Here is a 24,141-nt window from a genome sequence, read left to right on the forward strand (position 1 = left end):
GATTAGCCCTCCTGTTTGAGAATAAAGGTTGTTTCATTTGTATCATTTTCCATCATCGCTGGGTGCACGATGGCCTGATACTTGCCGTCAGCGGCCAACGGGATGGGGTTAAGCCCGATTAACACCCGTTCTGTTTCAAAACGAATCCCGTCTTGCACGACCATGACATGGTCTGGTTTGATTGCGAGCAAAAAATCCATACCTCTTGACACACTGCGATACGGGATCAAGCGTACCCGAGACTGCCATTCCAGCGGCAGATGGTCCCAAGATCCGTCCAGCTTCTCCCACACTCCACCGTTTTCATCGGCTTGTCGGAGAAGCGACGGCGGAAGCAAATGTGCGAACATGCGATTCTCCATAATCATGACGGGTATGCGTGTAATCGGTTCGTGGAGCTGGTTTCCTGTATCCACAAGTCCACGGCAAATGACTTTTTCCCCTGCCAACGTAACGACGACATCGACGAGAAAGGTTTCGATCCTTCGCGGCTCCTGGATTGCGCGGTAGCTCTTTTTCCCGAGAAAAAAGATCAGGATAAAACCAATCAGGACAATCCCCAAAGTAGGCTTGAACCCAACGCCAAACCCATCATTATGCGTGACCACCAGTCCATTGAAAATTTCACTCTGCGGTGCCAAAAAATACTGTAGCCCAAGCACTCCCCCTCCGAACACAAATGCGACGAAGTAAAAAATGATCAAGTTTTGCGCAAAGGACAACAACCTCCTGTTCCCAAAAGCAATCCACAGCATGATGACTGAAAAGAGCAGTTTGACCCACCATTGATACATGGAAGAAAATACAGGAAAAAAGAAAAAAACCAGATACACGGAGCCAAACAGAGAGGCAAGTATCATTCTCCACCACACCATGCGCTCTTTACGAAAATAAGCAGTAAACCAGAGTAACAAGGTATCAATAGCCACATTCAGGAGTAGAATGATATCAAGATACACAACCACTTGCTTTCCCCCTCATCTTTTGACCGACTTGGCAGCAAGCATGTGTCCTAGCAAAAATGGTAAATAGTAGGACGACTTCTATCAGTAAAAGCAGTATATATCAATGTGTATGTAAAGTCTGTCAATTCTTGACGGTGTTTTTTTGGTTTTTTTGTCTAACATTTTTCATCCAATCAACGAAAAAAAGCCTTGTCCCCACTGACGGGAACAAGGCTTTTGACAGTCGTTTTTCGCTTTAGTTTTTGTTGCGGCGGCGATTGCGCAGAAATGCTGGAATATCCAGATTATCCAGGTTGCCCATGGAGAAGAAAGACTTGTCTTCCTCTTCTTCCTTCGGACGGCTGTTATTCGTATTGGAAACTGGTGTCGGACGATTGCCAGGCGTATTGATCGGCTGTTGTTGACGGCGTGGAGCTTCCGCCGCGCGTTGACTATGCTCGAAGCCTGTAGCAATTACGGTCACTACCAATTCATTTTTCAGATCCTCGTTAATTACCGCACCGAAAATCATGTTAACATCTGGGTCCGAAGCAGAAGATACGATATCGGCTGCTTCGTTTACTTCGTACAAGCTCAGGTTGGTACCGCCTGTGATATTCATGAGAACACCGCGTGCACCATCAATCGCAGTCTCGAGCAGTGGGCTGGAAATAGCGCGACGAGCTGCTTCAGCCGCACGATTTTCGCCGCTGCTTACACCGATTCCCATGAGAGCAGAACCGCGCTCAGTCATGATTGTCTTCACGTCAGCGAAGTCCAAGTTGATCAATCCAGGTACCGCAATCAGGTCGGAAATACCTTGAACCCCTTGTCGCAGTACGTTGTCAACTTCGCGGAACGCTTCGAGCATTGGCGTATTTTTATCAACGATTTCCAAAAGACGGTCGTTAGGAATCACGATCAGTGTGTCTACTTTTTCTTTCAGAGCAGCGATACCGATCTCACCGTGCTGGGAACGTCTACGACCCTCGAAGGAGAATGGACGGGTTACTACACCAACTGTAAGAGCACCCATTTCCTTCGCGATCTCTGCAACAACAGGCGCTGCACCTGTACCCGTACCACCACCCATACCAGCAGTTACGAATACCATGTCAGCTCCACGCAGAGCGTTTTCAATCAAATCACGGCTTTCTTCCGCCGCTTTTTTACCGATCTCGGGATTCGCACCAGCTCCAAGTCCACGTGTCAGCTTTTCCCCAATTTGCAGCTTGATATCTGCACTAGAGAGCTGGAGTGCTTGCGCGTCGGTGTTCAAGGTGATGAATTCTACACCCTTTACTCCACCTGCGATCATGCGGTTTACTGCATTGCTACCTCCGCCCCCGCAACCAATGACTTTAATTCGTGCAAAGGATTCCAAGTCCATATCAAATTCCAGCATATTGCTAGTCCTCCCCAATTCAACATAAGAAAACTTCGTGGCTACAGAAGCCTGTCAACTAAACACAATGGAACGAATCGACCTCATCATCGTCATTGTAGTTAAGCTCGGTAAAGCGAACACCATTAAATAAATTCGCTAAACCAGTTTTTTACTTTTTCCATCAAACCGCCGCCTTCTTTTGGCTTAGACGAGACGGTTTGCTTCTGAGTGCCCTTGAATGAGGGGGTCACGCGAATGCTGCGGCGCTCCATCAACTGCAAGGCATATTGAATCAAACCTACCCCAGTGGTGTAGGCAGGATCTCGCACTCCGATGTAATCAGGAATCGCAATTCGAACAGGTGCGTCCAATTCTTCTTTTGCCAATTCCAACATGCCAGGCATGGCTACGGTACCACCCGTAAGAACATAGCCCCCTGCAATTTCGTCGCGGTAGCCCAATTTGTATACAGCATCCTCGACTAATTGGAATATTTCCGCAGCGCGCGGCTCGATAATATTGGCCAAATCCACTTGCGTAAATTGCTTCTCGACTTCGCTGCCAATCCGGTTCACCTTGAACTTCACATCTTCAGATGCTTCGTCAATAAGGGCACAGCCATTCTTGGTTTTCACACGATCTGCCACATCTGTATGCGTGCGCAGTCCCAGTGAGATATCGCTCGTAATGTGGTCGCCACCGATGCCGATCACGGTGGTCGCTGCCAGTTTCCCCTGTTCGAATACACCGATCGTGGTAGAACCCGCACCGATGTCGACAAGAACGACACCCATATTTTTGTCATCTTTGGAAAGTGCAACAGTGCTAGCCGCAAGCGGTTGCAAGAATATTCCAGCTACACGCAGATTGGTTCGTTGAGCACAGCGAACGATGTTATGTACGACCGTTTTCAACCCGGTCACAATGGTCCCTTCCATTTCCAGTCGGACACCAATCATTCCACGCGGGTCCTTAATGCTCCCTTGTCCATCAACGATGTACTCCTTTGGGACTACCTCGATGATTTCACGGTCTGGAGGAATAGCCACGACCTTCGCTGCCTGAATTACGCGTTGAATATCTTCTTCTCGTATCTCACGGTCTTCGCTGGATACAGCGACAACCCCTTGGGTTTCATGCAGATCGATATGGTTTCCAGTGATCCCCACATACACTTCTTCGATTGAAACGCCAACCATGCGCTCCGCATGATCAACCGCTTCTCGGATGGCATGCACGGTTTGGTCGATGTCTACAATCACGCCCTTCTTGATGCCTTCTGAGTGTGATTGTCCGACGCCGATGATGTTGATGGAACCGTTGTTGATCTCGCCGATCATGACGCGTACTTTGGATGTTCCAATGTCTAGGCTGACGATGAATTCATTGCTTACCAAACCTGTGACACCTCCCCTGCTACGTCTTTTTTCTTGCTAAAGTGAGAACACCTGCATAAATTATTCCACACAGGACAACCATTCCCTTTTTTTCTTATTGATTTTTTGTAAAAAAATGACCATCTTCCCATTTTTCTTCGCGTTATTCTTGCTGATTGATCCATTTGGATAGAACAATTCTCCTAATGACAGCGAGATTGTTGAACAAGCGAACCCCGAAAGCCACGATCGCAGCCAAATACAGATCAATCCCCAAGAACCCTCCGATGAAGGCCAAGCCTGCTGCAAAAAGTGTGTTGAAAAAGAATCCAGACATGAAAATACGAACGTTAAAAGTACGTTCTAAAAACGAACGAATCCCCCCAAAGATCGTATCCAATCCAGCCAGGAGGGCTATTGACAGATAGCTGCTATACTCCTGGGGCACACGCCAATCCAGCAGGAAGCCGACAACAAGACCGACAATCAGTCCGATAAGCGGGAGCCACATGGTTACGAATCTCCTTTTTCTTTCACAGGTTTCATAAATTGAATGACACGCGTTTCGTTATTCGCTGAGATCATCAGCTTGTCCCGTTTTTCGGCCAGCACCTTCTTATTCGCCAGCTGAAAGTTCTCCTCTACGCCCTCCAGCTTCAATGCGGACAACAATACTTCAGGTTCCCCCAATGCTTTTATCTCATACGGAGCCCTGATCGTCCTGGTATCGATTTGGATGACGTCTCCCACATTGCGAATCGCAGTGGTAGCAATCAGTCGATGACCATTAATGGAAACAGCTTGTGCTCCGTTTGCAAACAGGATATTTACCAACCAGCGCAAATCTTCATCGTCAATCGTATAGTCTCCTACAACTGGCACAGGCATATGTTCATCCATAGCTGGTTCTGCAGGCGTATGGGCATCGACAACATCAATAACGATGCCTTCTCCCTCCATCCCTACCATACCAGCCATTCGGCGAGTCCGTGCCAACTCCTCTTTCATAACGGAGATACTTTCATCTTCACTGAGTGAGGTTTCGTATTGGTAGTACAGTTGATTATACTTTGAAATGTCTGCGAGCAGGTTTTTGTGTTTCTCCAGTTCTTTTTGCAACGTGGTCCGAAGTTCCGCGATGCTGCGAGACTCTTTATGAACAGGATGAAGACTGCTTCGTAATTGCACAGTCAACATCACACCTATGATAGCACTAATAATGGCAAGAATAAATGTGATTTTACGGCTTTTTTGTAACATAGGTAAACGCATCCTTTTATTTAGGAGTGTTTCGTTTTCGCATCACCAACAAAGGCAGGCAGTTCGACCCGCTCTTTTTTGGCTACGCTGATTTGGACAAAATCTTGCAAGGAGTGCAAAACACCTCCCGGCAAGTTCAACGCACTGTCTAGTGTGTCGGGATTTCCGATCGCTGTTACGACGAATGGAGCGGCCGACTTGATGCCGTTTACGATGATCGTGGGTCCAATGCAACGGATCTCGGAATTACTCACCACTCGCTGTCCGTTAATGCTGATCGCCTCTGCTCCTGCTGCACGCAGTTCATTGACGACCAGGCGCACATCCTGCTCATGTACGATGTAGTTCGCGATGTCTGCGCTGTTCGCTGCATTCTGGCTATCCTGCATCGTTATGACGATACCCGGCCCTTGGACAGCGACTACCCCTGCCAGCATCCGCGCCGCATCCAGTTGACCGAGTGTCTCTGCAGCCTCCGATTTACGCTCCGCCATCGCTTCTTCCACTTTGCCCACCTGACGCTGCAAATCGAGCAGTTGATTTTCAAGATGCCGATTTTGCTCCTTCTCAGCCAAAATTCGGTCATTCAATTGCGTTTCCTGTTGGAACAGCTGATCATTCATCCGCTCTTTGCGCGTAAGCTTGTTCGTTTCGAAGGAAGTGGCCACTAGAAAGCCGGTAGAAAACGTCACGATGGTTAAATACAAATGAAATTTGCGACGACGACTCATTGTCTACTTTCCCCTTTTTCATTTACTGCTGTGGTTGCTCTTGCCCTTCCTGAATAGGAATAGCCCCTTGAGCCCCGTACGGAATAAACCATGGCTGCTCAAACAAAGAGAGCACCCCTTTCGTATCTGGCGGCAATTCTTTCACGATCGTCGGATACCAGTTCATCATCTTGTCCAGCTTGTAGATAACGCTTCGTACTTCATTCCCGTCTCGCATGTACAGCGTGACGCGTTGCTTGTCGTAAACCGTTGGCGTCAGTGTAATATCCGAAATCTCCGCGAGTACATCTGGCGATAATTTCGATAGCGACTTGGCGAGATGGGGAAGGAGCTCAGGTGAGGCCCACGAGCTAATCAATGGCCTGTCCACTACGCGCTTGGCGAAATTAACCTGTTTGAGCACATAGCCATTGTCCAGTAAAGCATAGCGGCTTCCGTCCTGCCCACTCCAAAATGCGACGCGCTTTTGTTCAGTTATATGTAGCGTGATCAATCCGGGGAAAGACCGGCTCACCGTCACATCTTTAATGGCCTCTAATGGTTTCAAGTTATTTCGTACACTGTTCTCCCATACGTTTAGAAACTGCATGTCCTTTGTTAAGCCAGATTGTGCAATGATTTGCTCCGTCGTATAAATATCATTACCAATCACTCGAATCTCTTGCACCTTACTGTAAGGGGAACGGATAAAAACGATGATGAGAATGGTAAGAAAAAACAACACTAGCAGAATGACCAGCTTGCGGTTGCCCCTTCTTCTGGGGCGTTGTTGCTTGACTTGCGGAATGCGTTCCTCGTATACCGCCATGGCCGTACCCTTCCTCATGTTTTTTAGGCTCATTGCCCAGAGCGAAAAAGTAAATTACTGGATGTCTTTCGAATAAATGTCATTCAACAAAACAGGGAAAGCGGCATAACATTATGCCGCCCACTCTCCCCCGGTTAAATCGATACGCGTGATATATCGGCCCCTAATTGACGCAACTGCTCTTCCAGCCGATCGTATCCGCGATCGATATGATGGATCTGGTTCACCGTGGTAATACCTTCTGCAGCAAGCCCTGCGAGGACTAAGGCAGCACCTGCTCGAAGATCCGTAGCTTCGACATTCGTAGCGGTCAATTTATTGACACCCCGAATGATTGCGGAGCCAAGATCTACGTATATAGAGGCGCCCATTCGCGCCAATTCATTCACATGTTTGAATCTTCCTTCAAAAATGGTCTCTTTGATGACACTTGTTCCCCTAGCCTGTGACAGAAACACCATCAGCTGCGCCTGCAAATCGGTTGGAAATCCGGGATAAGGCGAGGTAATGATCCGGTCGTAGGCACGTGGACGGGAGGTGCTTTTGATTTCCATTATATCATGGCGGGTCTTGATTTCAACACCGCAGCTACGGGCGACCTCAATCAATGCCGTCAATTGCTCAGGCAGAGTATTGGTCAGTTCAATGTGTCCCTGTGAAATACCGACAGCCAGCATATAGGTTCCTGTCACAATTCTGTCCGGTATGATCCGGTAACTAACGGAACGCAAGCGAGGTACACCACTGATCTCAATCGTATCGGTGCCTGCCCCTCTGATCCGCGCCCCCATTGCATTCAGGAAATTTTGGAGGTCGATGATTTCCGGTTCTCGTGCTGCATTACAAATTCGGGTCGTGCCTTTTGCCAGCACAGCCGCCATCATGATATTTTCCGTTGCGCCCACACTAGGGAAGGAAAGAAAGATATTGGACCCACGTAATTGTTTGGCCCGAAATGTAATGTAGCCTTCCGTTTCTTCGATTTTGGCTCCTAGCGCAGTCAATCCAGCCAAGTGCAAGTCAATCCTGCGCTCTCCAATGTCACATCCACCTGGCCTAGAAATTGTGACCTCACCCAGACGTGCCAGGAGTGGTCCCGCCAAAAAAATCGAAGAACGCATTTGGCTCATTAAATCATCCGGCACCTGCGGGACACAGACAGACGTTGTATCCAGATCGACACATCCGTCCTCATGCTTCGTATTCGCCCCAAGCAACGTCAAGATTTCGAGCATGACTTTAATGTCTTTTAGATGGGGGACGTCATAGATATAGAATTGCCCTTCCGCGAGCACAGCAGCGGCTAGAATGGGAAGAGCAGCGTTCTTAGCACCTTGGATCCGAAGCGAACCGGACAGAGGTCTTCCTCCTTCGATCGCAAAAGTCTCCAAACTTTCACCTCCGTGTTACCCCTCGCCCACCACCAGGACTTCCGGATGCAGGTCAATCCCATTTTTCTCGAGAATGGTGCTCCGAACGTGATCAATCAAGGTGAGGACGTCGGCAGCCGTTGCTCCTCCGCAATTCACGATGAAGTTGGAGTGTTTTTCTGAAACCTGAGCTCCTCCGATCCGATAACCCTTCAACCCAGCCGCCTCAATCAGACGACCTGCGTGGTCATTTGGCGGATTTCGGAACACGCTGCCGGCACACGGCATCTGCAGTGGCTGCGTATTGCGCCGTCGTTCCTTATTGGCAGCGAGCGTGCCCGCAATCTCTTTGCGATCTCCCGTCCTCAATTGAAAACGGGCCTCTAGCACGATCCCTTTTTGCTTTTGCAAAAGAGAAGTCCGATAACTAAAGCTCAGTTCCTCGTTACTCAACACTTTACTTTCGCCGTTTTCGAAAAGGATCTCGGCATCAATAAGAATACGTGAAAGATCAGATCCGTGTGCCCCCGCATTCATATAGACGGCGCCGCCTACCGTACCAGGAATCCCTCCTGCAAACTCCATACCTGTTAATCCCATCTTGCCTGTCTCCACCGCCAGGCGGATCATGGAATATCCGGCACCCACACACACCTCTTCGCCCTTGAACTCACAGTGGCTCAAGCCCTCGGCCACTTTAAGCACGGCTCCACGTATCCCTCTGTCCCTCACCAGAAGGTTTGAACCGCGCCCGATTACACTCCAAGGAATTTCATGACGATGGAGGATCTGCAAGGCTTTTTGCAAGGATGCTTTATCCTTGGGTTGGATTAACAAATCAGCAGGACCCCCGATCCGCCACGTTGTATGATTAGCAAGGGGTTCATCGGTCCACACTTTTTCGATTCCTGCTTGCATGAGTTCATCTGCGATCTTTTTCATTTGTGAACCTCCTGATACGTTTGCTAGGTCGGACCTAGTCTTCTCACGTGTTTGCTCCATACTATGCGTTCGCCCAGATCGGCGTGACAATCGCCCATCTGATCATTTTTTTCGTGTAATCGCCTCTAATTGACGGACAATTTCCGTCGCAGCCTGCGGCATCCCCAAGGAAAGAGAACTGTTTTTCATTTTTTCCCATTTCGCTGGATTGGCAAGGATATTTTCCAAGGAAAGGAGCAAGCTCTCTCCGGTAAGCTCCCGCTCTACAATGACATGAGCTGCCCCTGCGCGCTCCAATCCCCTTGCATTTTTCTCTTGATGGTTGTTCGTGACATACGGGGACGGAATCAAGATCGAAGGCACACCTAGTGCTGTTATTTCTGCCAAGGTCGATGCCCCTGCACGACCAATCAATACATGCGTTGCCGCCAAAACATCCGGCATATTATGGACGAAAGGAAGCACAGAAATGTTACTTGGAAGTGTTCCCAGTTCACGAAGCTGTGCTGAAATCGTTTCAAAATGAACGTCGCCCGTCACATATACAAAATGAATATCGGTATAATTGCCCAACTGTGTAACAACCGAAAGCACGGCCTCATTGATTGCCCGCGCTCCCCTGCTCCCCCCAAAGATCAGCACGATTTTTTTGCTGTTGTCCAAGCCCAAAAAGCTACGTCCCGCCTCTGCATTACCGTGCATGACTTCCGTTGCACGAGGGTTGCCGGTCAGTACTGTTTTAGAAGCGGGGAAATGGGCAAGCGATTCTTTGAACGAGACGGCCACCCGAGTAACGGAACGAGAAAGAAACTTGTTGGTCAAGCCCGGCACTACGTTTTGCTCATGGATGAGAGTCGGAATCCCCAATCGCGAAGCTGCATATACGACTGGACCACATACGTATCCACCCGTCCCAATTACGACATCCGGCTTGAACTCGCGCAGCATTTGCTTGGCATCGCCAACTGCCCGGACGAATTTCCACAAGGTCTTCAGGTTGTCCAACGACAGCTTGCGCTTCAACCCGCTAATTTCCACGGATTGGAAAGGAATATTTGATTTTGGAACCAAACCTGCTTCCAAGCCTTTTTTACTGCCAATATACAAAAAGGCAGCCTGCGGATTTTGGCGGGAAACTTCCCTCGCCACCGCAAGCGCCGGATAAATATGTCCACCTGTGCCACCGCCTGTTAAGACGACACGCATACGTTCACACCCTTTTTTGAGAAGGAGTAGCAATAGGCTGATTTTCTTGCTTATTGCATACTCCCTGTTGAGGTTTCTATTTATCGAGAAAAACGAGAGATGTTCAACAAGACACCTACACCAGTGAGCATCAGTGTCAATGATGAACCACCGTAGCTTAAGAACGGCAACGTGATCCCTGTCACCGGAAACATCCCTGTCACCACGCCAATATTGATGACCACCTGGATGGCAATCATGCCGATGATCCCTAGAGCAAGCATGCTTCCGAATAAATCTGGAGCCGTAATCGCCGTCCGCATTCCCCTCCACAACAAGAGGAGGAAAAGCAGGAGTATGAGCGTGCCTCCGATAAAGCCAAGCTCCTCCGCGACAATCGAGAATATAAAATCATTGTAAGGCTCAGGAAGATACAAGTGCTTCTGTCTGCTTTGCCCCAGACCAAGACCCAACAAACCGCCGGGACCTATTGCGTAAAGGGATTGGATGATTTGATAGCCGGTATTGAGCGGGTCAGACCACGGATCGAGGAAGGACGTAATCCTTTTAATTCGGTAAGGTGCTGACAAAACCAAGCCGATGAAGCCAGCAACTCCGATCATTCCTAATCCGACAAAATGACTGATCCGTGCACCTGAAGCAAAAATCATGACAACTGCTGTTCCCATCAAAACCGTTCCTGTGCCCAAATCCGGTTGTAGCATGATCAAGCCAAAACAAAGAACTGGGATTCCCAAGGCAGGCATAAGACCTTTTCGGAACAAGACAATTTGCTTCTGATTATCTGCGAGCCACCTCGCCAAGAATGCAACGACGCCAAGCTTCGCAAATTCACCCGGCTGAATACCAAAAGCTCCAAAACCAAGCCAGCTTTTCGAGCCATTTACTTCAATCCCGATGATCAAAACCAGAATCAACAAACCGATGCTCATCAAATACCCTGGCTTGGCCCATTGCTTCCACACCCAGTAGTCGATATTCATCGTAATGTACATGGATGTAATCCCTAACAGAGCGAAGATCAGTTGCCTCTTGGCAAAAAAATACGGATCAGAAAATGGCGGCTTTTGCGCCACGATCGCGCTGGCGCTGTACACCATCACGATGCCAATTCCCAATAAAAAAAGTGTTGCAAAAATAATTACGAAGTCGGGGGCAGAGCGTACCTTGCTCATTGTGCCAGGTCATCCTTTCTCATGCCGTCCCGCTTTTGTCATATTCTTGATGGTACAGTGGGACGTTATGCTAGGCTTGTTTTAAGTCTATGCACGCCGTCCTTAAACATGCTCCCCCTTGTCTCAAACGAAGGAAACATGTCCCAACTCGCACAAGCAGGGCTCAGTAAGACCACATCACCTGATTCGGCCAACCGGGAAGCAGCAAGAACGGCTTTTTCCACAGTATCGACATGGATACGCTCATTAATCCCTGCTTCCTGAGCACGTTCCAGTAAAATTGGAGCCGTTTGCCCGAGAGCGATGACTGCTTTTACCCGACCTTGGATCACAGGTAGCAGTTCCCGAAAATCAACACCACGATCGAGCCCGCCGCAAATCCATACAACCGGCTCCTTGCACGCTTGCAAGGCACGCGATGCCGCTTCCGGGTTGGTCGCTTTTGAATCATTGAAGTATTTGACACCGCGAATCGAATCTACGAACTCCATCCGGTGCTCTACCCCTGGGAAGGTAGTAAGAACTTGTATAATCGATTGCTTGTCCGCGCCCGCGAGCTTCGCAACTAGAATCGCCGCCAGAGCGTTGTCCAGATGAGGAACGGTAATGTCCGCTATCGCTACGATTGGCTCTGTATTCCCATTCCCATCCGCAAGCAGGATCAAACCATCCTTGACAAAAGCTCCCTTTGGAACCTCTTTACTCTTGCTAAAGTAGTAGATATCTGCCGGGAGGTCTTTACATTTTTCTACGATCTCTGGTTGGTCATATGGCAAGATAGCTGCGTCATCTGCCGTTTGGTTCGCAAACATTTTCAGTTTGGCTGCCAAATACTCTTCCATGGTGTGATGGTAATCCAGATGTGCAGGATACAGATTGAGCAAAACACCGATATGCGGGCGGAATTCCCTTGTCCCCATCAGTTGGAAGCTACTCAATTCGGCAACGAGCCATTCATCGGGACCAGCTTCCTCCGCCAGGCCGCACAACACGGTACCAATGTTGCCTCCTACCTTCGCATCCAGACCCGCTTCTTTAAAAATCAGTCCGACGAGCGTAGTGGTCGTGGTCTTGCCATTGGAGCCTGTAATGCCGATAATCGGTGCCTTGGCAATCTGGGAGGCCAGCTCCACTTCCGTCACCACAGGAATACCAAGTGCCTGCGCCTGCTTGACGGGTGCCGCTTCATACGGAATCCCCGGATTTTTAACCACAAGCGCTACTCCTTCATGAATCAGATCATCTGGGTGATAGCCGCAAATGACCGGAATCCCCAACGATTCCAGCTCTTCTATCCCCACCGCTTCTTCACGTGGTTTTTTATCATTTACGACGACATGAGCACCAAAGCGGTGTAGCAGTTTTGCCACTGCGACACCGCTCTTTGCCATACCAATAACGACGACATGCTTATCTTGAAAACGCATCATCTGATTGTCACCACCTCAAGGTATACACCCAATCCAGCAAAGAACATACCGACGAGCCAGAACGTGACAACCACGCGCCACTCTGACCAGCCTGTTAATTCAAAATGATGATGCAGGGGACTCATACGGAAAATGCGCTTTCCACGTGTCTTAAAGGAGACTACCTGCATAATAACAGAGAGCGTCTCGACAACAAATACCCCACCGATAATAGCCAAGAGCAATTCCGTCTTGGTCATGATTGCAATTCCCGCCAGCGCTCCACCAAGTCCGAGTGAACCAGTATCACCCATGAACACGCGTGCCGGATGTGCATTGAAGACGAGGAAGCCAAGTAGCGCACCTACAACAGCCGCACTAAAAATTGCGGTGTCATAATCTTGACCAAACCATGCGATGATCGCATAAGCACCAAAAGCAATCGCTCCCGTCCCTGCTAAAAGTCCATCCACGCCATCTGTGATGTTAACGGCATTCGTTGTACCCACCAAGAGGAACAACAGGAATGGGAAGTAGAAATAGCCGAGCTCCAGCTTCCACGGTGTACCTGGCAGATGGATAGACGTGTCATGCCCCATCATGAGCAGCAAAATATAAGCGCCGATTGCCAAGACAATCTGACCAGCAAACTTCTGTTTGGCGGTCAACCCGAGGTTGCGTTTTTTCTTGATTTTGATGAAATCATCCAGAAACCCGATTAAACCGTATCCGAGAGTCACCAATAACAGGAAGTAAATTTCCATTTTCGCATTAGCAAACTTCAGCACGGTAAATATGAGTGCCAAAAGAATGATGGTGCCTCCCATGGTGGGAGTTCCAGCCTTCTTATAATGGGATTGCGGTCCTTCCTCACGAATTGCCTGCCCAAATTTCAGGCGGCGAAGGAATGGAATAAACAATGGGCCAATGAGTACGGCGATGAGAAACGCAGCGACGATCGTGACGATTAGGACGTTGTCAACGAACATGCCCGAGCCTCCTTTCTTTCGATGCAGTGTGTGGCATCTGTTTTATTCTTGGTTGTACCGGGCAATCGCTTCGCGCGCAACTTCACGGTCATCGAAGGGCAATACCTGGTCTTTTATAATTTGATACGTTTCGTGTCCTTTTCCGGCGATCAAGATCACATCATCCGGCTTTGCAAGCGAAACGGCATGCGCAATCGCTTCGCGTCGGTCTGCCAGTGCCGTATAACGATCAGGTGCCACTTCTGACAAGCCAGCCAGCATGTCATCGAGAATCGCCTGCGGCTCCTCTGAGCGCGGATTATCTGATGTTAAGACGGTCAGATCCGCATATTTCGTTGCAATTTGCGCCATGATTGGGCGTTTGGTTCGATCCCTGTCGCCTCCGCAGCCAACGATGCAAAATACGTTGCCACGCGCAAATTCTTTGACTGTCATCAACGCATTTTCCAAGCTGTCTGGCGTGTGGGAATAGTCGACGAGTACGGCAAACGGCTGACCAGCATCTACTGCTTCAAATCGCCCATTTACGCCCGATACTGCTTCCAGGCTCGCTTTGATTTCTTCTAGTGGAATACCTTCTGCGAGTGTAACCGCGATGGCTGCCAAAGCGTTATACACATTGAACTTTCCCATCAGCTTCAAGTTCAGACGCGCACTGCCAGCGAAGCTTTCGACTGTAAAAGAAGTTCCTTTACTGGTGATTTCGATTTGCTTTGCCCTTACATCTGCCGGTTGATCAATGCCGTATGTAATGACTCGCGCCGGTGTAACGGTAGCATATAATTCGGACGCCTCATCATCCGCATTCAGTACAGCTGTTTTTAAACGGTCTGTGTCATAGCTGTTGCCCAGCTGGGAAAACAACAATGATTTGGCGTAGCGATAGTTTTCCATCGTTTTATGATAGTCGAGGTGATCCTGCGTCAGGTTGGTGAAAACCGCTGTATGGATTTCGCAACCGCGGACTCTTCCCAGCTCCAGTGCATGAGAGGAAACCTCAATAATCGCATAGTCTGTGTTTACATCGCACATGCGACGAAAGCTTCTTTGCAGATCTATGGCATCCGGAGTCGTATTTTTGACTTCCTCCGTTACGTCTCCAATTCTCATATGGATCGTTCCGATTAAGCCTGTTTGCTTGCTTTGATCGCTCAAAATTTTGTCGATCAGATGCGTAGTGGTCGTCTTGCCATTTGTCCCCGTTACGCCAATGACTTTTACTTCTTTCGTAGGAGATCCGAAAATACGATCAGCCAGCATAGCCATTGCCCGCCGGGTATCCGGTACTTTGACAATAGTCGCTGGCACGTCCAGATCTTGTTCGGATAACACGGCAACGGCACCATCCTTCACCGCCTGGGCCGCGAACGTATGTCCATCCACGGTATATCCAGTCAGACAGACAAACAAGTAGCCGGGCTTTACCTGGCGCGAGTCTGCTGTCAAACCCGTAATCTCCATGCTGTCATCCCCCGAAACCGTTACTGGCAACAAAGGCATGAGCAGATCCCGTAGAAACATGAAACAGGCACCCCATTCTCCAACTAGTATAGACAGAAATTTGAACATTTGTACTTGGCTACGCCGATCATTTAGGCGCAGTCTTGACGAACAAAGGCAGAGCGAACGTAGACAAGCCTACTCCCCTCCGCCTTCGAAATCTCATTTTATAGCTAATTGGTCAATTTGTCACCAAGGTATATGCGAATTTTTCCGCCCTCATCAATTTTTACTCCGGGTGCAGGGGACTGCTGGATGACGTACTGACCTTTACCCGAAACGACTAGCGGCAGAGTATCATACGTCGTCACTACGTCTCTCATGGATTGTCCGACCATGTTTGGTACTTCGATTGGCGCCCTTTCTCCAAGTGCTTTGTTAATTTCCTTGGGGATGCCATCTTTTCGCTTCGGTACATTCAAATGTTGAAGGGAGGATTCCATGATACTTTTTACACTCGGAGCGGCAATCAATCCACCAAACGCCAGTGCTTTCGGATTATCTACGGCGAAATATACGACGAGCTGTGGATCATCAGCTGGCGCAAAGCCGATAAACGACACGATGTATTCCCCGTCAACGTAACGGCCATTTTTTACTTTTTGCGCAGTTCCCGTCTTTCCTCCTACCCGATATCCTTCAATATATGCCTTATTACCCGTTCCTTGAGCGACTACACTTTCCAGGGCATGCCGAACTTTGGCGGAGGTCTCTTCCGTAATCACCTGTCGAACTTCCGTTGGCAAGGTCCTCGCTACGACATCGTGTGTCACACTATCCCGCCATTCTTTGGCGACAAACGGCTTCATAAGTTTGCCACCATTGATAGCAGCCGAGACCGCAGCCATTTGTTGAATCGGCGTTACCGATACGCCTTGACCGAAAGAAGTCGTACCCAGCTCTACCGGTCCCACTTTATTCAAGTTGAATAACAGCCCGTTTTCTTCGCCGATCAAATCGATCCCTGTCTTTTGTCCGAAGCCAAATTTTTTGATGTAGTCAAAAAGTCGTTCTTTTTGCAGTCGCTGGCCCATCGTAACGAAGCCAGGGTTACAAGAATTCTCTACCACTTCCAGCATCGTTTCCTGTCCATGCCCCTGCCGCTTCCAGCAGCGCAATCGCTTCCCGGCCACGTTTATGAATCCCGGATCGTAAAAGCCCTCGTTCAAATTGATGACACCTTCGTTTAAAGCAGCTGCCAATGTCACAATCTTGAATGTGGAACCAGGCTCGTATGTTTTCCAGATAGGGAGATTTCTATTGTACACCTCGGAAGGATAGTCTCTGTACGCATCCGGTTGAAAAGTCGGGCGACTTCCCATCCCCAATATTTCTCCTGTCTTTGGATTCATGGCGATCGCCAGAACATCATCTGGCTGATACGCGACGACCGCCTGATCCAGCTCGCGTTCGATAAACGATTGGATGGTACTGTCGAGTGTTAAATACATGTCCATGCCGTTCACGGGTGCTACGTAGTCTTCGGTTCCACCTGGCAGTACGCGCCCTTTGGCATCTGACGGAAATGAGATATGCCCCTCAGTCCCCATCAAGAAGGGATCATAAATTTTTTCAAGCCCTGTCAGCCCTTGATTGTCAATGCCTGTGAAACCAAGAATATGGGCTGCCATATTACCGTTCGGGTAAAAACGCTTCGTATCCCCTGCCAAGTATATACCTGGCAAATTGAGTTCTTGTATTTTTCTCGCCTTTTCAACAGACAGTTTTCTTCCACCAGGAATCTGGTTGTTACTCATTTCTTTTTTCGTAATGGCGCGAAATACATCTTCTTCTTTTTGCTCCAAAATGACGGCGAGCTGTCTCGCTGTTTCTTTAGGGTCTTTGATTTGAGCCCCTACCGATACCAATGTGGGGACGGTCATATTCGTCACGAGCTCATTGCCACTTCTGTCTAGAATGCGACCGCGATTGGGTTGAAATTTAATTTCCCGCTTGAGCAGTTCATCTGACATTTGCGAGAGTTTTGGTCCTTCTATCAATTGGACATAACCCAAACGGGTGACAAGTGCCGAATACAAAACGACTCCTACAATCAAGATGATAAAAATGCGACGGCGTACAGTAGCATTGGATACCCGCAAAGCGAGTCCCCCCTCAAATAGGTTGTCTCTTCTTAACCTTATTCGCAGGGGGGACTAGTTAGAACTATGGAGTTGTCGGTGTTTGCGTTGCCTGGTCTCCTGGTTTGTCTGGAGGAGGTGCCTGTCCAGATGCTGGCGGCTGTGCTGCTCCACCTTGCCCAGTTTGTTGACCAGAACCAGTTTGCTGACCGGAAGATGGTGGAGCCGGATTATTTCCACCTGTTGGATTTGTAGTAGCATTCTGCCCTGGATTGTTTGGTGTTGTTGTAGCAGGCACTGTGCTGCCCTCCTGACCTGAAGGAGGCGTGGTCGGCACAGGTGGTTCCGACACGGATTGCAGCGTCACCTGAAGCAGCTCTGTGCCCTGGAGGATCGTTCCCGGAGGAATACTTTGTTGGGTGACGAAGCCAGTTCCAGTCGATTTCATTTCGAGATTGATCAAAGAGCTGAACTCCATGACGTCCCGTAATGATTTTCCTTTGAAATCAGGCATCTTCGTTCCTTTTACCCTGTCAGTTACGAGGATGATCTGTTCACCTGGAACGACCTGATCATAGGCTTCCGGATACTGTTTGACGATTTTCGTACCTGTCCCGGCTACTGTTACCGTCAAATTGTCCTGCTTCGCTCGCAATTGAGCAGCTGTCGTGGACATCCCTTCAAACTTAGGCAATGTCTTCGGTGTAGCAGGCGAGGATGCCAGTGCTGCCTGCGCTTCTTTTTTCGGCTTCGCCTTATCAATCTGTTTATTCTTGACTAAGGACAAATCAGGCTGCTGCTGCAAATATTGAAGACTGCGTTCCATAATGGATGTAAACATGGGAGCGAGCATCATCTGCCCCCACAGCGCGTACCATGCATCTGTTTGCGGATCGTCAATGACGACATAAACTAACAGCTTCGGGTTGTCTTTTGGCGCAAAACCGATGAAAGAACCAACGTAACGGCCATCCATAATTTTCCCTGTGTTGGGATCATATTTTTGTGCCGTTCCCGTCTTTCCTGCTACTTGGTACCCTTCGATCTGATAGAGTGTACCAGTCCCGGGCTTCTCTGAGACAACCTTACCCAAAATGTCGCGTGTCTGTTTCGCAGTCGCTTCACTTACTACTCGCTCCACAACCTCACGTTGCGTGCGATTGACGACTGCTCCCGTGTGAGGATCACGCATTTCTTTTACAATATGAGGCTTTAGAAGCTCTCCTCCATTCGCGATCGCCCCTACAGCGGCAACCTGCTGGATCGCCGTGACCGTCGCTGCTTGTCCATACGTTGTTGCGGCCCAGTCACGTGGTGACCGAGGTTTTTCCAGGTTGATCAAACTTCCTTCTTTCTCGTAGGGAAGCTCAATTCCGGTCTTTTCACCCATCCCGAATTTTTTGAAGTATTTCTTCAGACCTTCCAGCTTCAACCGTTCATAACCCAACTTAGCGAACAATACGTTACTGGATCGCTGAACCCCTTCCAAAAAGGTGATGGTTCCCCAACCGGCACCATTGTTGTGGTCACGGATCGGAATCTGCCCCTTGATGGTATAAGCACCTGATTGATAGGTTTCATTCTGATTAAACATTTTTTCTTCAATCGCTGCGGCAAGCGTAATAATCTTAAACGTAGATCCCGGCTCAAACATCGTGGTGACAGCATGGTTATTGTAATTAGCAATCCCGTTGTAGTACGTATTCGGATTAAACTGCGAGCGGTTGCCCATCGCCAAAACCTCACCCGTTTGCGGGTCGGCTACAATAACCGTCATGCCCTGTGGCTTGTACTGCTGCTCCACCTTGTCAAGCGCTTGTTCAACATAATCCTGTATTTGGCGATCAATGGTGAGATAAACATCCAAGCCATCTTTTGCAGGAATGTACTCCCCTTCTCCGTCTGGGAGCTGGTAGCCTGCACGATCCCTCTGGTAGGAAATATGTCCCTTTTCGCCAGCTAATTGTGGGTTCAATTGCAGCTCGATCCCCATTTTCGGTTCATCATACAAATCAAGATAACCGATCACATGGGAAGCGAAGGCGTTATTCGGATAAATCCGGCGAGTCGTTTCAGTCAAATAGATGCCTGGGAGCTGGTTCTTTTTAACTTGCTCTCCACTAGGAAGCTTCGGATATTGCAATTCCAGAATGCGGTTCTTTTGCTCTTCACTGATCTTTTGACCGTAGCGCCCCAATTCCACTACTTTGTTCTGCTTGGTCAAATTCTTCACCAATTCCTGAACAGGCGCATTCAAAATCGGAGCCAGCATATTCGCTGTGTAGTAAGGGTCTTTCACCACATCTTCGTCTCTCGCATCAAGTGGCTTCAGCCTTGCATTTACCGTATATGCCTTACCCTCATACGCCAAAATCTCTCCGTTTCGATCATAGATCGCTCCACGCTTTGGCTTCAAAACATGTTCTCTGTCCCACTGCTTTTGTGCAGTTTCCATAATTCTGGCAGCCTCTGCCGTTTGGATCCAATAAATTCGAAAGCTCAACGTAGAGAAGATCAAGATCAGGCATAAGGCTACCACGAGAATTCGCCAATTTACTTTTCGTTTCCATTCCATCTCCATTCAACTCCGTCGCATCAAAAATCGCCCGGCTCCCAAGAAAGGCTTAGGGGAACCGAACGCAACCTAGCCGAGTCAGGAGTAGACTCGGGTTCATCTAAGAAAAAATGTTACCGCACGTCAGAGCAGTAACATTTAAGGTTTTTGGGGTTGTGTTTGAGGCAGAGAACTCGCTTGTACTCCTGGTTTCCCAATCGTATGTACAGCTGCTGGATTGTATACCATCCCCTGCTTCTCTGCTTCTTTTTGCAGGCGATCCCGGTTGGTCATTTGTTCAATTTGCAATTTCAATGTTGAATTTTTTTCTGCCGTCACACGATTTTCATGTTTGGTGCTTTGGATTTCGTAATTCAACTGAGAAATTTGCGAGTAGCGGACACCCACTAGACCCAAGCCGACAACGGTTAACGAGATAAATAAGAGATACAGCAATTTTTCTCCGGTCGGAATCGTTGGCTTGATTCGAACCGTGCGCTTTGTTGTTTTCGTTACAGAGCGGGATTTTTGTTCCAACTCCATAGCTAGATTTCCTCGGTAGTAATAACTCATCGCTTCTCCCTCCCCTTCTCGTCGATCCCGGTCTACAGCTTCTCCGCTACCCGTAGTTTAGCTGATCGTGCACGCTTGTTTGCTTCTAATTCTTCTTCTGATGGCAAAATCGGCTTCTTTGTAATGACTTTGACTACCGCTTTATTTCCGCATGTGCAAATCGGAAAAGCTGGCGGGCACGTGCATCCTTTTGAAAAGTCTTGATAAATTTGTTTGCAGATTCTGTCCTCTAATGAATGAAACGTGATGACACTTACGCGACCTTCTGGATTCAAAACCTCAATAGCATCGACGACGGCCTCTTTGAATGCATCCAGTTCATCATTGACTGCGATCCGAATTGCCTGAAAGGTGCGTTTCGCCGGATGGGGTCCGGTGCGACGCGCAGCAGCAGGAATTCCTTCCTTGATCAACTCAACGAGTTCACCTGTTGTTTGGATCGGCTGCTTCTTGCGTTGTTGTACGATTTGCCGGGCAATTCGCCGGGAAAATTTCTCTTCTCCGTACAGCCAAATGATCTTGGCAATCTCTTCTTCATCCCACTCATTGATAATGTCATAGGCGGACAAAGACGCTTGTTGATCCATTCTCATATCCAAGGGCGCATCGGCATTGTAGCTGAAGCCACGCTCTCCCTCGTCCAATTGCGGAGAGGATACCCCGAGGTCAAACAATACCCCGTCCACACCTGCCAAGCCTAAATCTCTCACAATGTCTTTGATATGGCGGAAGTTGCTCTTTACCAGCGTGACTCTATCCATATAGGAAGCGAGTCTTTCGCGGGCATTATCCAGTGCCCAGTCGTCCTGATCGATGGCGATAAGTCGACCGCCCTCCGTCAGCTTGGAAGCAATCAAGCTGCTATGCCCAGCTCCACCGAGTGTACAGTCTACATAAATGCCTCCAGGACGTATGTTTAGCCCTGCGACAGCCTCATCCATCAAAACGGTTACGTGATGAAACGACAATGTCGTCACTCCTGTTCTTCTCGCTGCTACAAATTAAAATCAACCAGTTTTTCGGCAATTTCTCCAAAAGAGCCTTCTGACTGGGCAAAATAATCTTCCCAGCGTTCCTTGCTCCATACCTCTACACGGTTTGACACCCCGATGATCACACATTCTTTTTGCATGCCTGCATGCTCACGTAAATTGGGTGGTATGTTTACCCTTCCCTGCTTGTCCCACTCGCATTCGGTGGCACCTGAAAAGAAAAATCGTGTAAATGCGCGAGCATCTGCTTTTGTAAATGGGAGAGACTTGAGTCTTTCCTCTAGTTGTTTCCACTCATCTTGCGGATAAGCAAACAAACATTGGTCCAGCCCGCGGGTAATTACAAAGGAAGTGCCTAGCCCTTCACGGAATTTGGCTGGGATCGTCAGGCGGCCTTTTTCGTCGATGCTGTGCTGATATTCCCCCATGAACACGCCCTGGTCCCCCACTTTCCTGTCGCTTGGCTCCACTTTCCCCCACTTTTCCCCACCTGGTACCTATTTGTTATTATAAAAAAAAATCCTGCGTTTGTAAGCAGGATTTTTTCGCTTATTTTTTTGCCGGGAAAAGACGGGATTCGAGGGACTATTCGACCCAGCTTTCCAGGTAAGATTTTTGCTCATCTGTCAATTTGTCGATTCCGATGTTCAGAGCTTCCAACTTGTACTGAGCCACCATTTGATCCAACTCGAATGGTACGTTCAGCACTTGCTTGCCAATGTTTTTGTACTGTTCATTGACATAAGCCAAGGATACCGCTTGCAGAGCAAAGGTCATATCCATGATTTCAGCCGGATGTCCGTCGCCAGCAGCCAGGTTCACGAGGCGGCCTTCTGCGAGCAAATACACTTTTCGACCATCAGCCAGGACAAATTCTTCAATATCTTTACGCACAATACGGGAAGATGTCGACATTGCAGTCAGATCGACCTTGTTTACTTCGACATCGAAGTGACCCGCGTTGGACAAGATTGCGCCATCTTTCATCACTGCAAAATGCTCTTTGCTGATGATATCGCGGTTACCTGTCACTGTTACGAAGTAGTCACCATGCTTCGCAGCTTCGAGCATTGGCATTACTTCAAATCCATCCATGTAAGCTTCTACCGCTTTGATTGGGTCGATTTCGGTTACGATTACTTTTGCGCCCAAACCTTTTGCACGCATCGCTACACCTTTACCGCACCAGCCATAGCCAGCTACCACAACCGTTTTACCAGCTACTACGAGGTTTGTTGTACGGTTGATACCATCCCATACGGATTGACCCGTACCATAGCGGTTATCGAACAAGTATTTGCAGAATGCATCGTTTACGGCAACCATCGGGAATTCCAGCTTGCCTTCTTTCTCCAACGCTTTCAGACGCAGAATACCTGTTGTCGTTTCTTCTGCACCACCACGTACTTGAGACAACAGATCACGGCGCTCGCTGTGCAAAATCGTGATCAGGTCGCCACCGTCGTCAATGATCAGGTCAGGACGAGTTTCCAGTGTTTTGATCAGATGCTCTTTGTATTCAACAGGATCTGGGTTGTATTTCGCAAATACGCGAATACCGTCTTCTACCAATGCTGCGCAAATGTCATCCTGCGTGGACAGCGGGTTGGAACCAGTAATGGTTACTTCAGCGCCACCAGCTTGAACTACTTTTGCCAGATAAGCCGTTTTCGCTTCCAAGTGCAAGGAGATCGCAACTTTCAGGCCTGCAAACGGCTGCTCTTTTTCAAAGCGCTCACGAATGCGGTTAAGGACAGGCATGTGTTCTTTTACCCAATCAATTTTCAGATGGCCGTTGTGTGCCAACGACATATCTTTTACGATGCTTTCAGACACTGTGTTCATGTATGGATGGACCTCCTTTTATCTCATAAAGCAACCTTACCTATCATATCATACGCAAGTTCAACCATCACCTGTTTTTCCTATTATCGGCAGTTTACGGCACTGCGCTTTCTACCGTTAGCAGCTCCAAAAAGCGCAGCAAAGCCTGTGGCATCCACTTCTTTTTATGGTAGACCAACTGCCGGAAAACACGGATATCCGGATGGGAAAAGGGGAGTATCACAAGTGTACCATTTTTCACTTCTTCCTGTACGGCAATTTTCGGCAGTAATGCAATTCCTAAATCATAAGCAACACACTGTTTAATCGCTTCCAGACTGCCGAACTCAAATGAAGACTCTACAGTGGCCCCTGTTTCACGCAGCACCGATTCCATCATCCCTCGGTAACTGCATCCCTTTTCTGTAAAAATCCAGGTTTCCCCTGTAAAATCGAGAGTTTCTACCTTCTCTTTTTTCGCCAGCGGATGGGTAGGTGCAGCAACAACAACTAGTTTTTCCTCACCTAAAACGACATTTGTCAGCTCAGATTGATCTTGGAGCCAATCGAGCACAAAGGCGAAATCGAACTTCCCTTCCTTTACCCCTTGTCTCAAGTCTTGGCAGATACCCGGCGCAAGCATGATCCGCATACGCGGCTGCTCCAAGCGAAATTTTTGCAAATAAGGGGGTAAATAAAAGGCCGCCAATGACTCCACTGTTCCGATACTCAATGTTCCCGCCAGATGTGCTTGCTCTGACAGATTCGCTTTTGCCTCATCTAATACGGCTTGTAGCTGTTCACTGTAACCGAGCAGCACTTCACCTGCGTGGGTAAGCCTGATTTTTTTGCCCCAACGCTCGAATAGGCTGACACCGAACTCCGATTCCAGATTTTGAATTTGGGCTGTTACACTCGACTGCGCGTAGCCTAACATTTCTGCTGCACGTGTAAAGCTCTGGCATTTTGCTACTTCACGGAATGTTTGCAAATAACGAGTATCCAGATTTCCCCCTCTTT

21 protein-coding genes are annotated in these 24,141 nt (G+C 48.6%); all 21 read right to left on the reverse strand.

The window, feature by feature from the left end:
- Positions 1 to 2 precede the first annotated feature (2 nt).
- The 21 genes from spoIIGA to AB432_RS19895 all read right to left on the reverse strand — a co-directional run bounded on the left by spoIIGA (position 3) and on the right by AB432_RS19895 (position 24,127).
- Complete coding sequence (gene spoIIGA / locus AB432_RS19795) at positions 3 to 965, reverse strand: sigma-E processing peptidase SpoIIGA (RefSeq protein WP_048033742.1); 963 nt, start codon at positions 963 to 965, stop codon at positions 3 to 5.
- 235 nt (positions 966 to 1,200) lie between these two features.
- Positions 1,201 to 2,349, reverse strand: coding sequence for a cell division protein FtsZ (gene ftsZ, locus AB432_RS19800; protein WP_048033743.1), 1,149 nt, complete (start codon positions 2,347 to 2,349; stop codon positions 1,201 to 1,203).
- A gap of 125 nt (positions 2,350 to 2,474) precedes the next feature.
- Positions 2,475 to 3,728, reverse strand: a complete 1,254-nt coding sequence (gene ftsA, locus AB432_RS19805) for a cell division protein FtsA (protein WP_007717723.1) — start codon at positions 3,726 to 3,728, stop codon at positions 2,475 to 2,477.
- Positions 3,729 to 3,870: 142 nt separating this feature from the next.
- Positions 3,871 to 4,218 (reverse strand): small basic family protein, encoded by a 348-nt coding sequence (locus AB432_RS19810; RefSeq protein ID WP_007717721.1) that lies wholly within the window; start codon positions 4,216 to 4,218, stop codon positions 3,871 to 3,873.
- A 2-nt stretch (positions 4,219 to 4,220) separates the two neighbouring features.
- Positions 4,221 to 4,967: a DUF881 domain-containing protein gene (locus AB432_RS19815; RefSeq protein WP_048033744.1), complete on the reverse strand. Its 747-nt coding sequence runs from the start codon at positions 4,965 to 4,967 to the stop codon at positions 4,221 to 4,223.
- Between the two features lie 20 nt (positions 4,968 to 4,987).
- A complete protein-coding gene (locus tag AB432_RS19820) occupies positions 4,988 to 5,698 on the reverse strand; it encodes a DUF881 domain-containing protein (RefSeq protein WP_048033745.1) in 711 nt (236 codons plus the stop codon).
- A 22-nt stretch (positions 5,699 to 5,720) separates the two neighbouring features.
- Positions 5,721 to 6,506, reverse strand: a complete 786-nt coding sequence (locus AB432_RS19825; protein WP_048033746.1) for a cell division protein FtsQ/DivIB — start codon at positions 6,504 to 6,506, stop codon at positions 5,721 to 5,723.
- Positions 6,507 to 6,640: 134 nt separating this feature from the next.
- Positions 6,641 to 7,897: a UDP-N-acetylglucosamine 1-carboxyvinyltransferase gene (gene murA / locus AB432_RS19830; RefSeq protein ID WP_048033747.1), complete on the reverse strand. Its 1,257-nt coding sequence runs from the start codon at positions 7,895 to 7,897 to the stop codon at positions 6,641 to 6,643.
- Positions 7,898 to 7,912: 15 nt separating this feature from the next.
- Entirely contained in the window at positions 7,913 to 8,818 is a 906-nt protein-coding gene (gene murB / locus AB432_RS19835) for a UDP-N-acetylmuramate dehydrogenase (RefSeq protein ID WP_048033748.1), read from the reverse strand.
- A 102-nt stretch (positions 8,819 to 8,920) separates the two neighbouring features.
- On the reverse strand, positions 8,921 to 10,024 hold the full coding sequence (gene murG, locus AB432_RS19840) for an undecaprenyldiphospho-muramoylpentapeptide beta-N-acetylglucosaminyltransferase (protein WP_048033749.1): 1,104 nt from the start codon (positions 10,022 to 10,024) through the stop codon (positions 8,921 to 8,923).
- 80 nt (positions 10,025 to 10,104) lie between these two features.
- Complete coding sequence (gene spoVE / locus AB432_RS19845; protein WP_048033750.1) at positions 10,105 to 11,199, reverse strand: stage V sporulation protein E; 1,095 nt, start codon at positions 11,197 to 11,199, stop codon at positions 10,105 to 10,107.
- Positions 11,200 to 11,264: 65 nt separating this feature from the next.
- A complete protein-coding gene (gene murD / locus AB432_RS19850; RefSeq protein ID WP_048033751.1) occupies positions 11,265 to 12,629 on the reverse strand; it encodes a UDP-N-acetylmuramoyl-L-alanine--D-glutamate ligase in 1,365 nt (454 codons plus the stop codon).
- Positions 12,626 to 13,597 carry a phospho-N-acetylmuramoyl-pentapeptide-transferase gene (gene mraY / locus AB432_RS19855; protein ID WP_007717699.1) on the reverse strand — a complete coding sequence of 324 codons (972 nt, stop codon included), beginning with the start codon at positions 13,595 to 13,597 and terminating at the stop codon, positions 12,626 to 12,628. The genes murD and mraY overlap by 4 nt, the downstream gene beginning before the upstream one ends.
- A 42-nt stretch (positions 13,598 to 13,639) precedes the next feature.
- Complete coding sequence (locus tag AB432_RS19860; protein ID WP_048033752.1) at positions 13,640 to 15,118, reverse strand: UDP-N-acetylmuramoyl-L-alanyl-D-glutamate--2,6-diaminopimelate ligase; 1,479 nt, start codon at positions 15,116 to 15,118, stop codon at positions 13,640 to 13,642.
- Between the two features lie 152 nt (positions 15,119 to 15,270).
- The gene (locus AB432_RS19865; RefSeq protein WP_048033753.1) at positions 15,271 to 17,199 is read right to left on the reverse strand and encodes a stage V sporulation protein D; all 1,929 of its coding nucleotides are present in this window, start codon (positions 17,197 to 17,199) and stop codon (positions 15,271 to 15,273) included.
- A gap of 64 nt (positions 17,200 to 17,263) precedes the next feature.
- The gene (locus tag AB432_RS19870; protein WP_048033754.1) at positions 17,264 to 19,753 is read right to left on the reverse strand and encodes a penicillin-binding protein; all 2,490 of its coding nucleotides are present in this window, start codon (positions 19,751 to 19,753) and stop codon (positions 17,264 to 17,266) included.
- A gap of 138 nt (positions 19,754 to 19,891) precedes the next feature.
- Positions 19,892 to 20,305: a cell division protein FtsL gene (gene ftsL / locus AB432_RS19875; protein WP_048033755.1), complete on the reverse strand. Its 414-nt coding sequence runs from the start codon at positions 20,303 to 20,305 to the stop codon at positions 19,892 to 19,894.
- 32 nt (positions 20,306 to 20,337) lie between these two features.
- On the reverse strand, positions 20,338 to 21,282 hold the full coding sequence (gene rsmH, locus AB432_RS19880) for a 16S rRNA (cytosine(1402)-N(4))-methyltransferase RsmH (protein ID WP_048033756.1): 945 nt from the start codon (positions 21,280 to 21,282) through the stop codon (positions 20,338 to 20,340).
- 17 nt (positions 21,283 to 21,299) lie between these two features.
- Positions 21,300 to 21,731 (reverse strand): division/cell wall cluster transcriptional repressor MraZ, encoded by a 432-nt coding sequence (mraZ, locus tag AB432_RS19885; protein WP_007717680.1) that lies wholly within the window; start codon positions 21,729 to 21,731, stop codon positions 21,300 to 21,302.
- A 151-nt stretch (positions 21,732 to 21,882) separates the two neighbouring features.
- A complete protein-coding gene (locus tag AB432_RS19890; protein ID WP_048033757.1) occupies positions 21,883 to 23,142 on the reverse strand; it encodes an adenosylhomocysteinase in 1,260 nt (419 codons plus the stop codon).
- A 94-nt stretch (positions 23,143 to 23,236) separates the two neighbouring features.
- On the reverse strand, positions 23,237 to 24,127 hold the full coding sequence (locus AB432_RS19895; RefSeq protein ID WP_082196051.1) for a LysR family transcriptional regulator: 891 nt from the start codon (positions 24,125 to 24,127) through the stop codon (positions 23,237 to 23,239).
- Positions 24,128 to 24,141: the final 14 nt, after the last annotated feature.

This window comes from Brevibacillus brevis, assembly GCF_001039275.2.
Classification (GTDB): Bacteria; Bacillota; Bacilli; order Brevibacillales; family Brevibacillaceae; genus Brevibacillus; species Brevibacillus brevis_C.

Bases quoted from the DNA above. Each gene is read 5' to 3' on its own strand.
- ftsZ (WP_048033743.1), bottom strand. From the start codon at position 2,349: ATGCTGGAATTTGATATGGACTTGGAATCCTTTGCACGAATTAAAGTC.
- AB432_RS19810 (WP_007717721.1), bottom strand. From the start codon at position 4,218: ATGTGGCTCCCGCTTATCGGACTGATTGTCGGTCTTGTTGTCGGCTTC.
- AB432_RS19815 (WP_048033744.1), bottom strand. From the start codon at position 4,967: ATGTTACAAAAAAGCCGTAAAATCACATTTATTCTTGCCATTATTAGT.
- AB432_RS19820 (WP_048033745.1), bottom strand. From the start codon at position 5,698: ATGAGTCGTCGTCGCAAATTTCATTTGTATTTAACCATCGTGACGTTT.
- AB432_RS19825 (WP_048033746.1), bottom strand. From the start codon at position 6,506: ATGGCGGTATACGAGGAACGCATTCCGCAAGTCAAGCAACAACGCCCC.
- murB (WP_048033748.1), bottom strand. From the start codon at position 8,818: ATGAAAAAGATCGCAGATGAACTCATGCAAGCAGGAATCGAAAAAGTG.
- murG (WP_048033749.1), bottom strand. From the start codon at position 10,024: ATGCGTGTCGTCTTAACAGGCGGTGGCACAGGTGGACATATTTATCCG.
- spoVE (WP_048033750.1), bottom strand. From the start codon at position 11,199: ATGAGCAAGGTACGCTCTGCCCCCGACTTCGTAATTATTTTTGCAACA.
- murD (WP_048033751.1), bottom strand. From the start codon at position 12,629: ATGATGCGTTTTCAAGATAAGCATGTCGTCGTTATTGGTATGGCAAAG.
- mraY (WP_007717699.1), bottom strand. From the start codon at position 13,597: ATGTTCGTTGACAACGTCCTAATCGTCACGATCGTCGCTGCGTTTCTC.
- AB432_RS19860 (WP_048033752.1), bottom strand. From the start codon at position 15,118: ATGTTTCTACGGGATCTGCTCATGCCTTTGTTGCCAGTAACGGTTTCG.
- AB432_RS19870 (WP_048033754.1), bottom strand. From the start codon at position 19,753: ATGGAATGGAAACGAAAAGTAAATTGGCGAATTCTCGTGGTAGCCTTA.
- ftsL (WP_048033755.1), bottom strand. From the start codon at position 20,305: ATGAGTTATTACTACCGAGGAAATCTAGCTATGGAGTTGGAACAAAAA.
- AB432_RS19890 (WP_048033757.1), bottom strand. From the start codon at position 23,142: ATGAACACAGTGTCTGAAAGCATCGTAAAAGATATGTCGTTGGCACAC.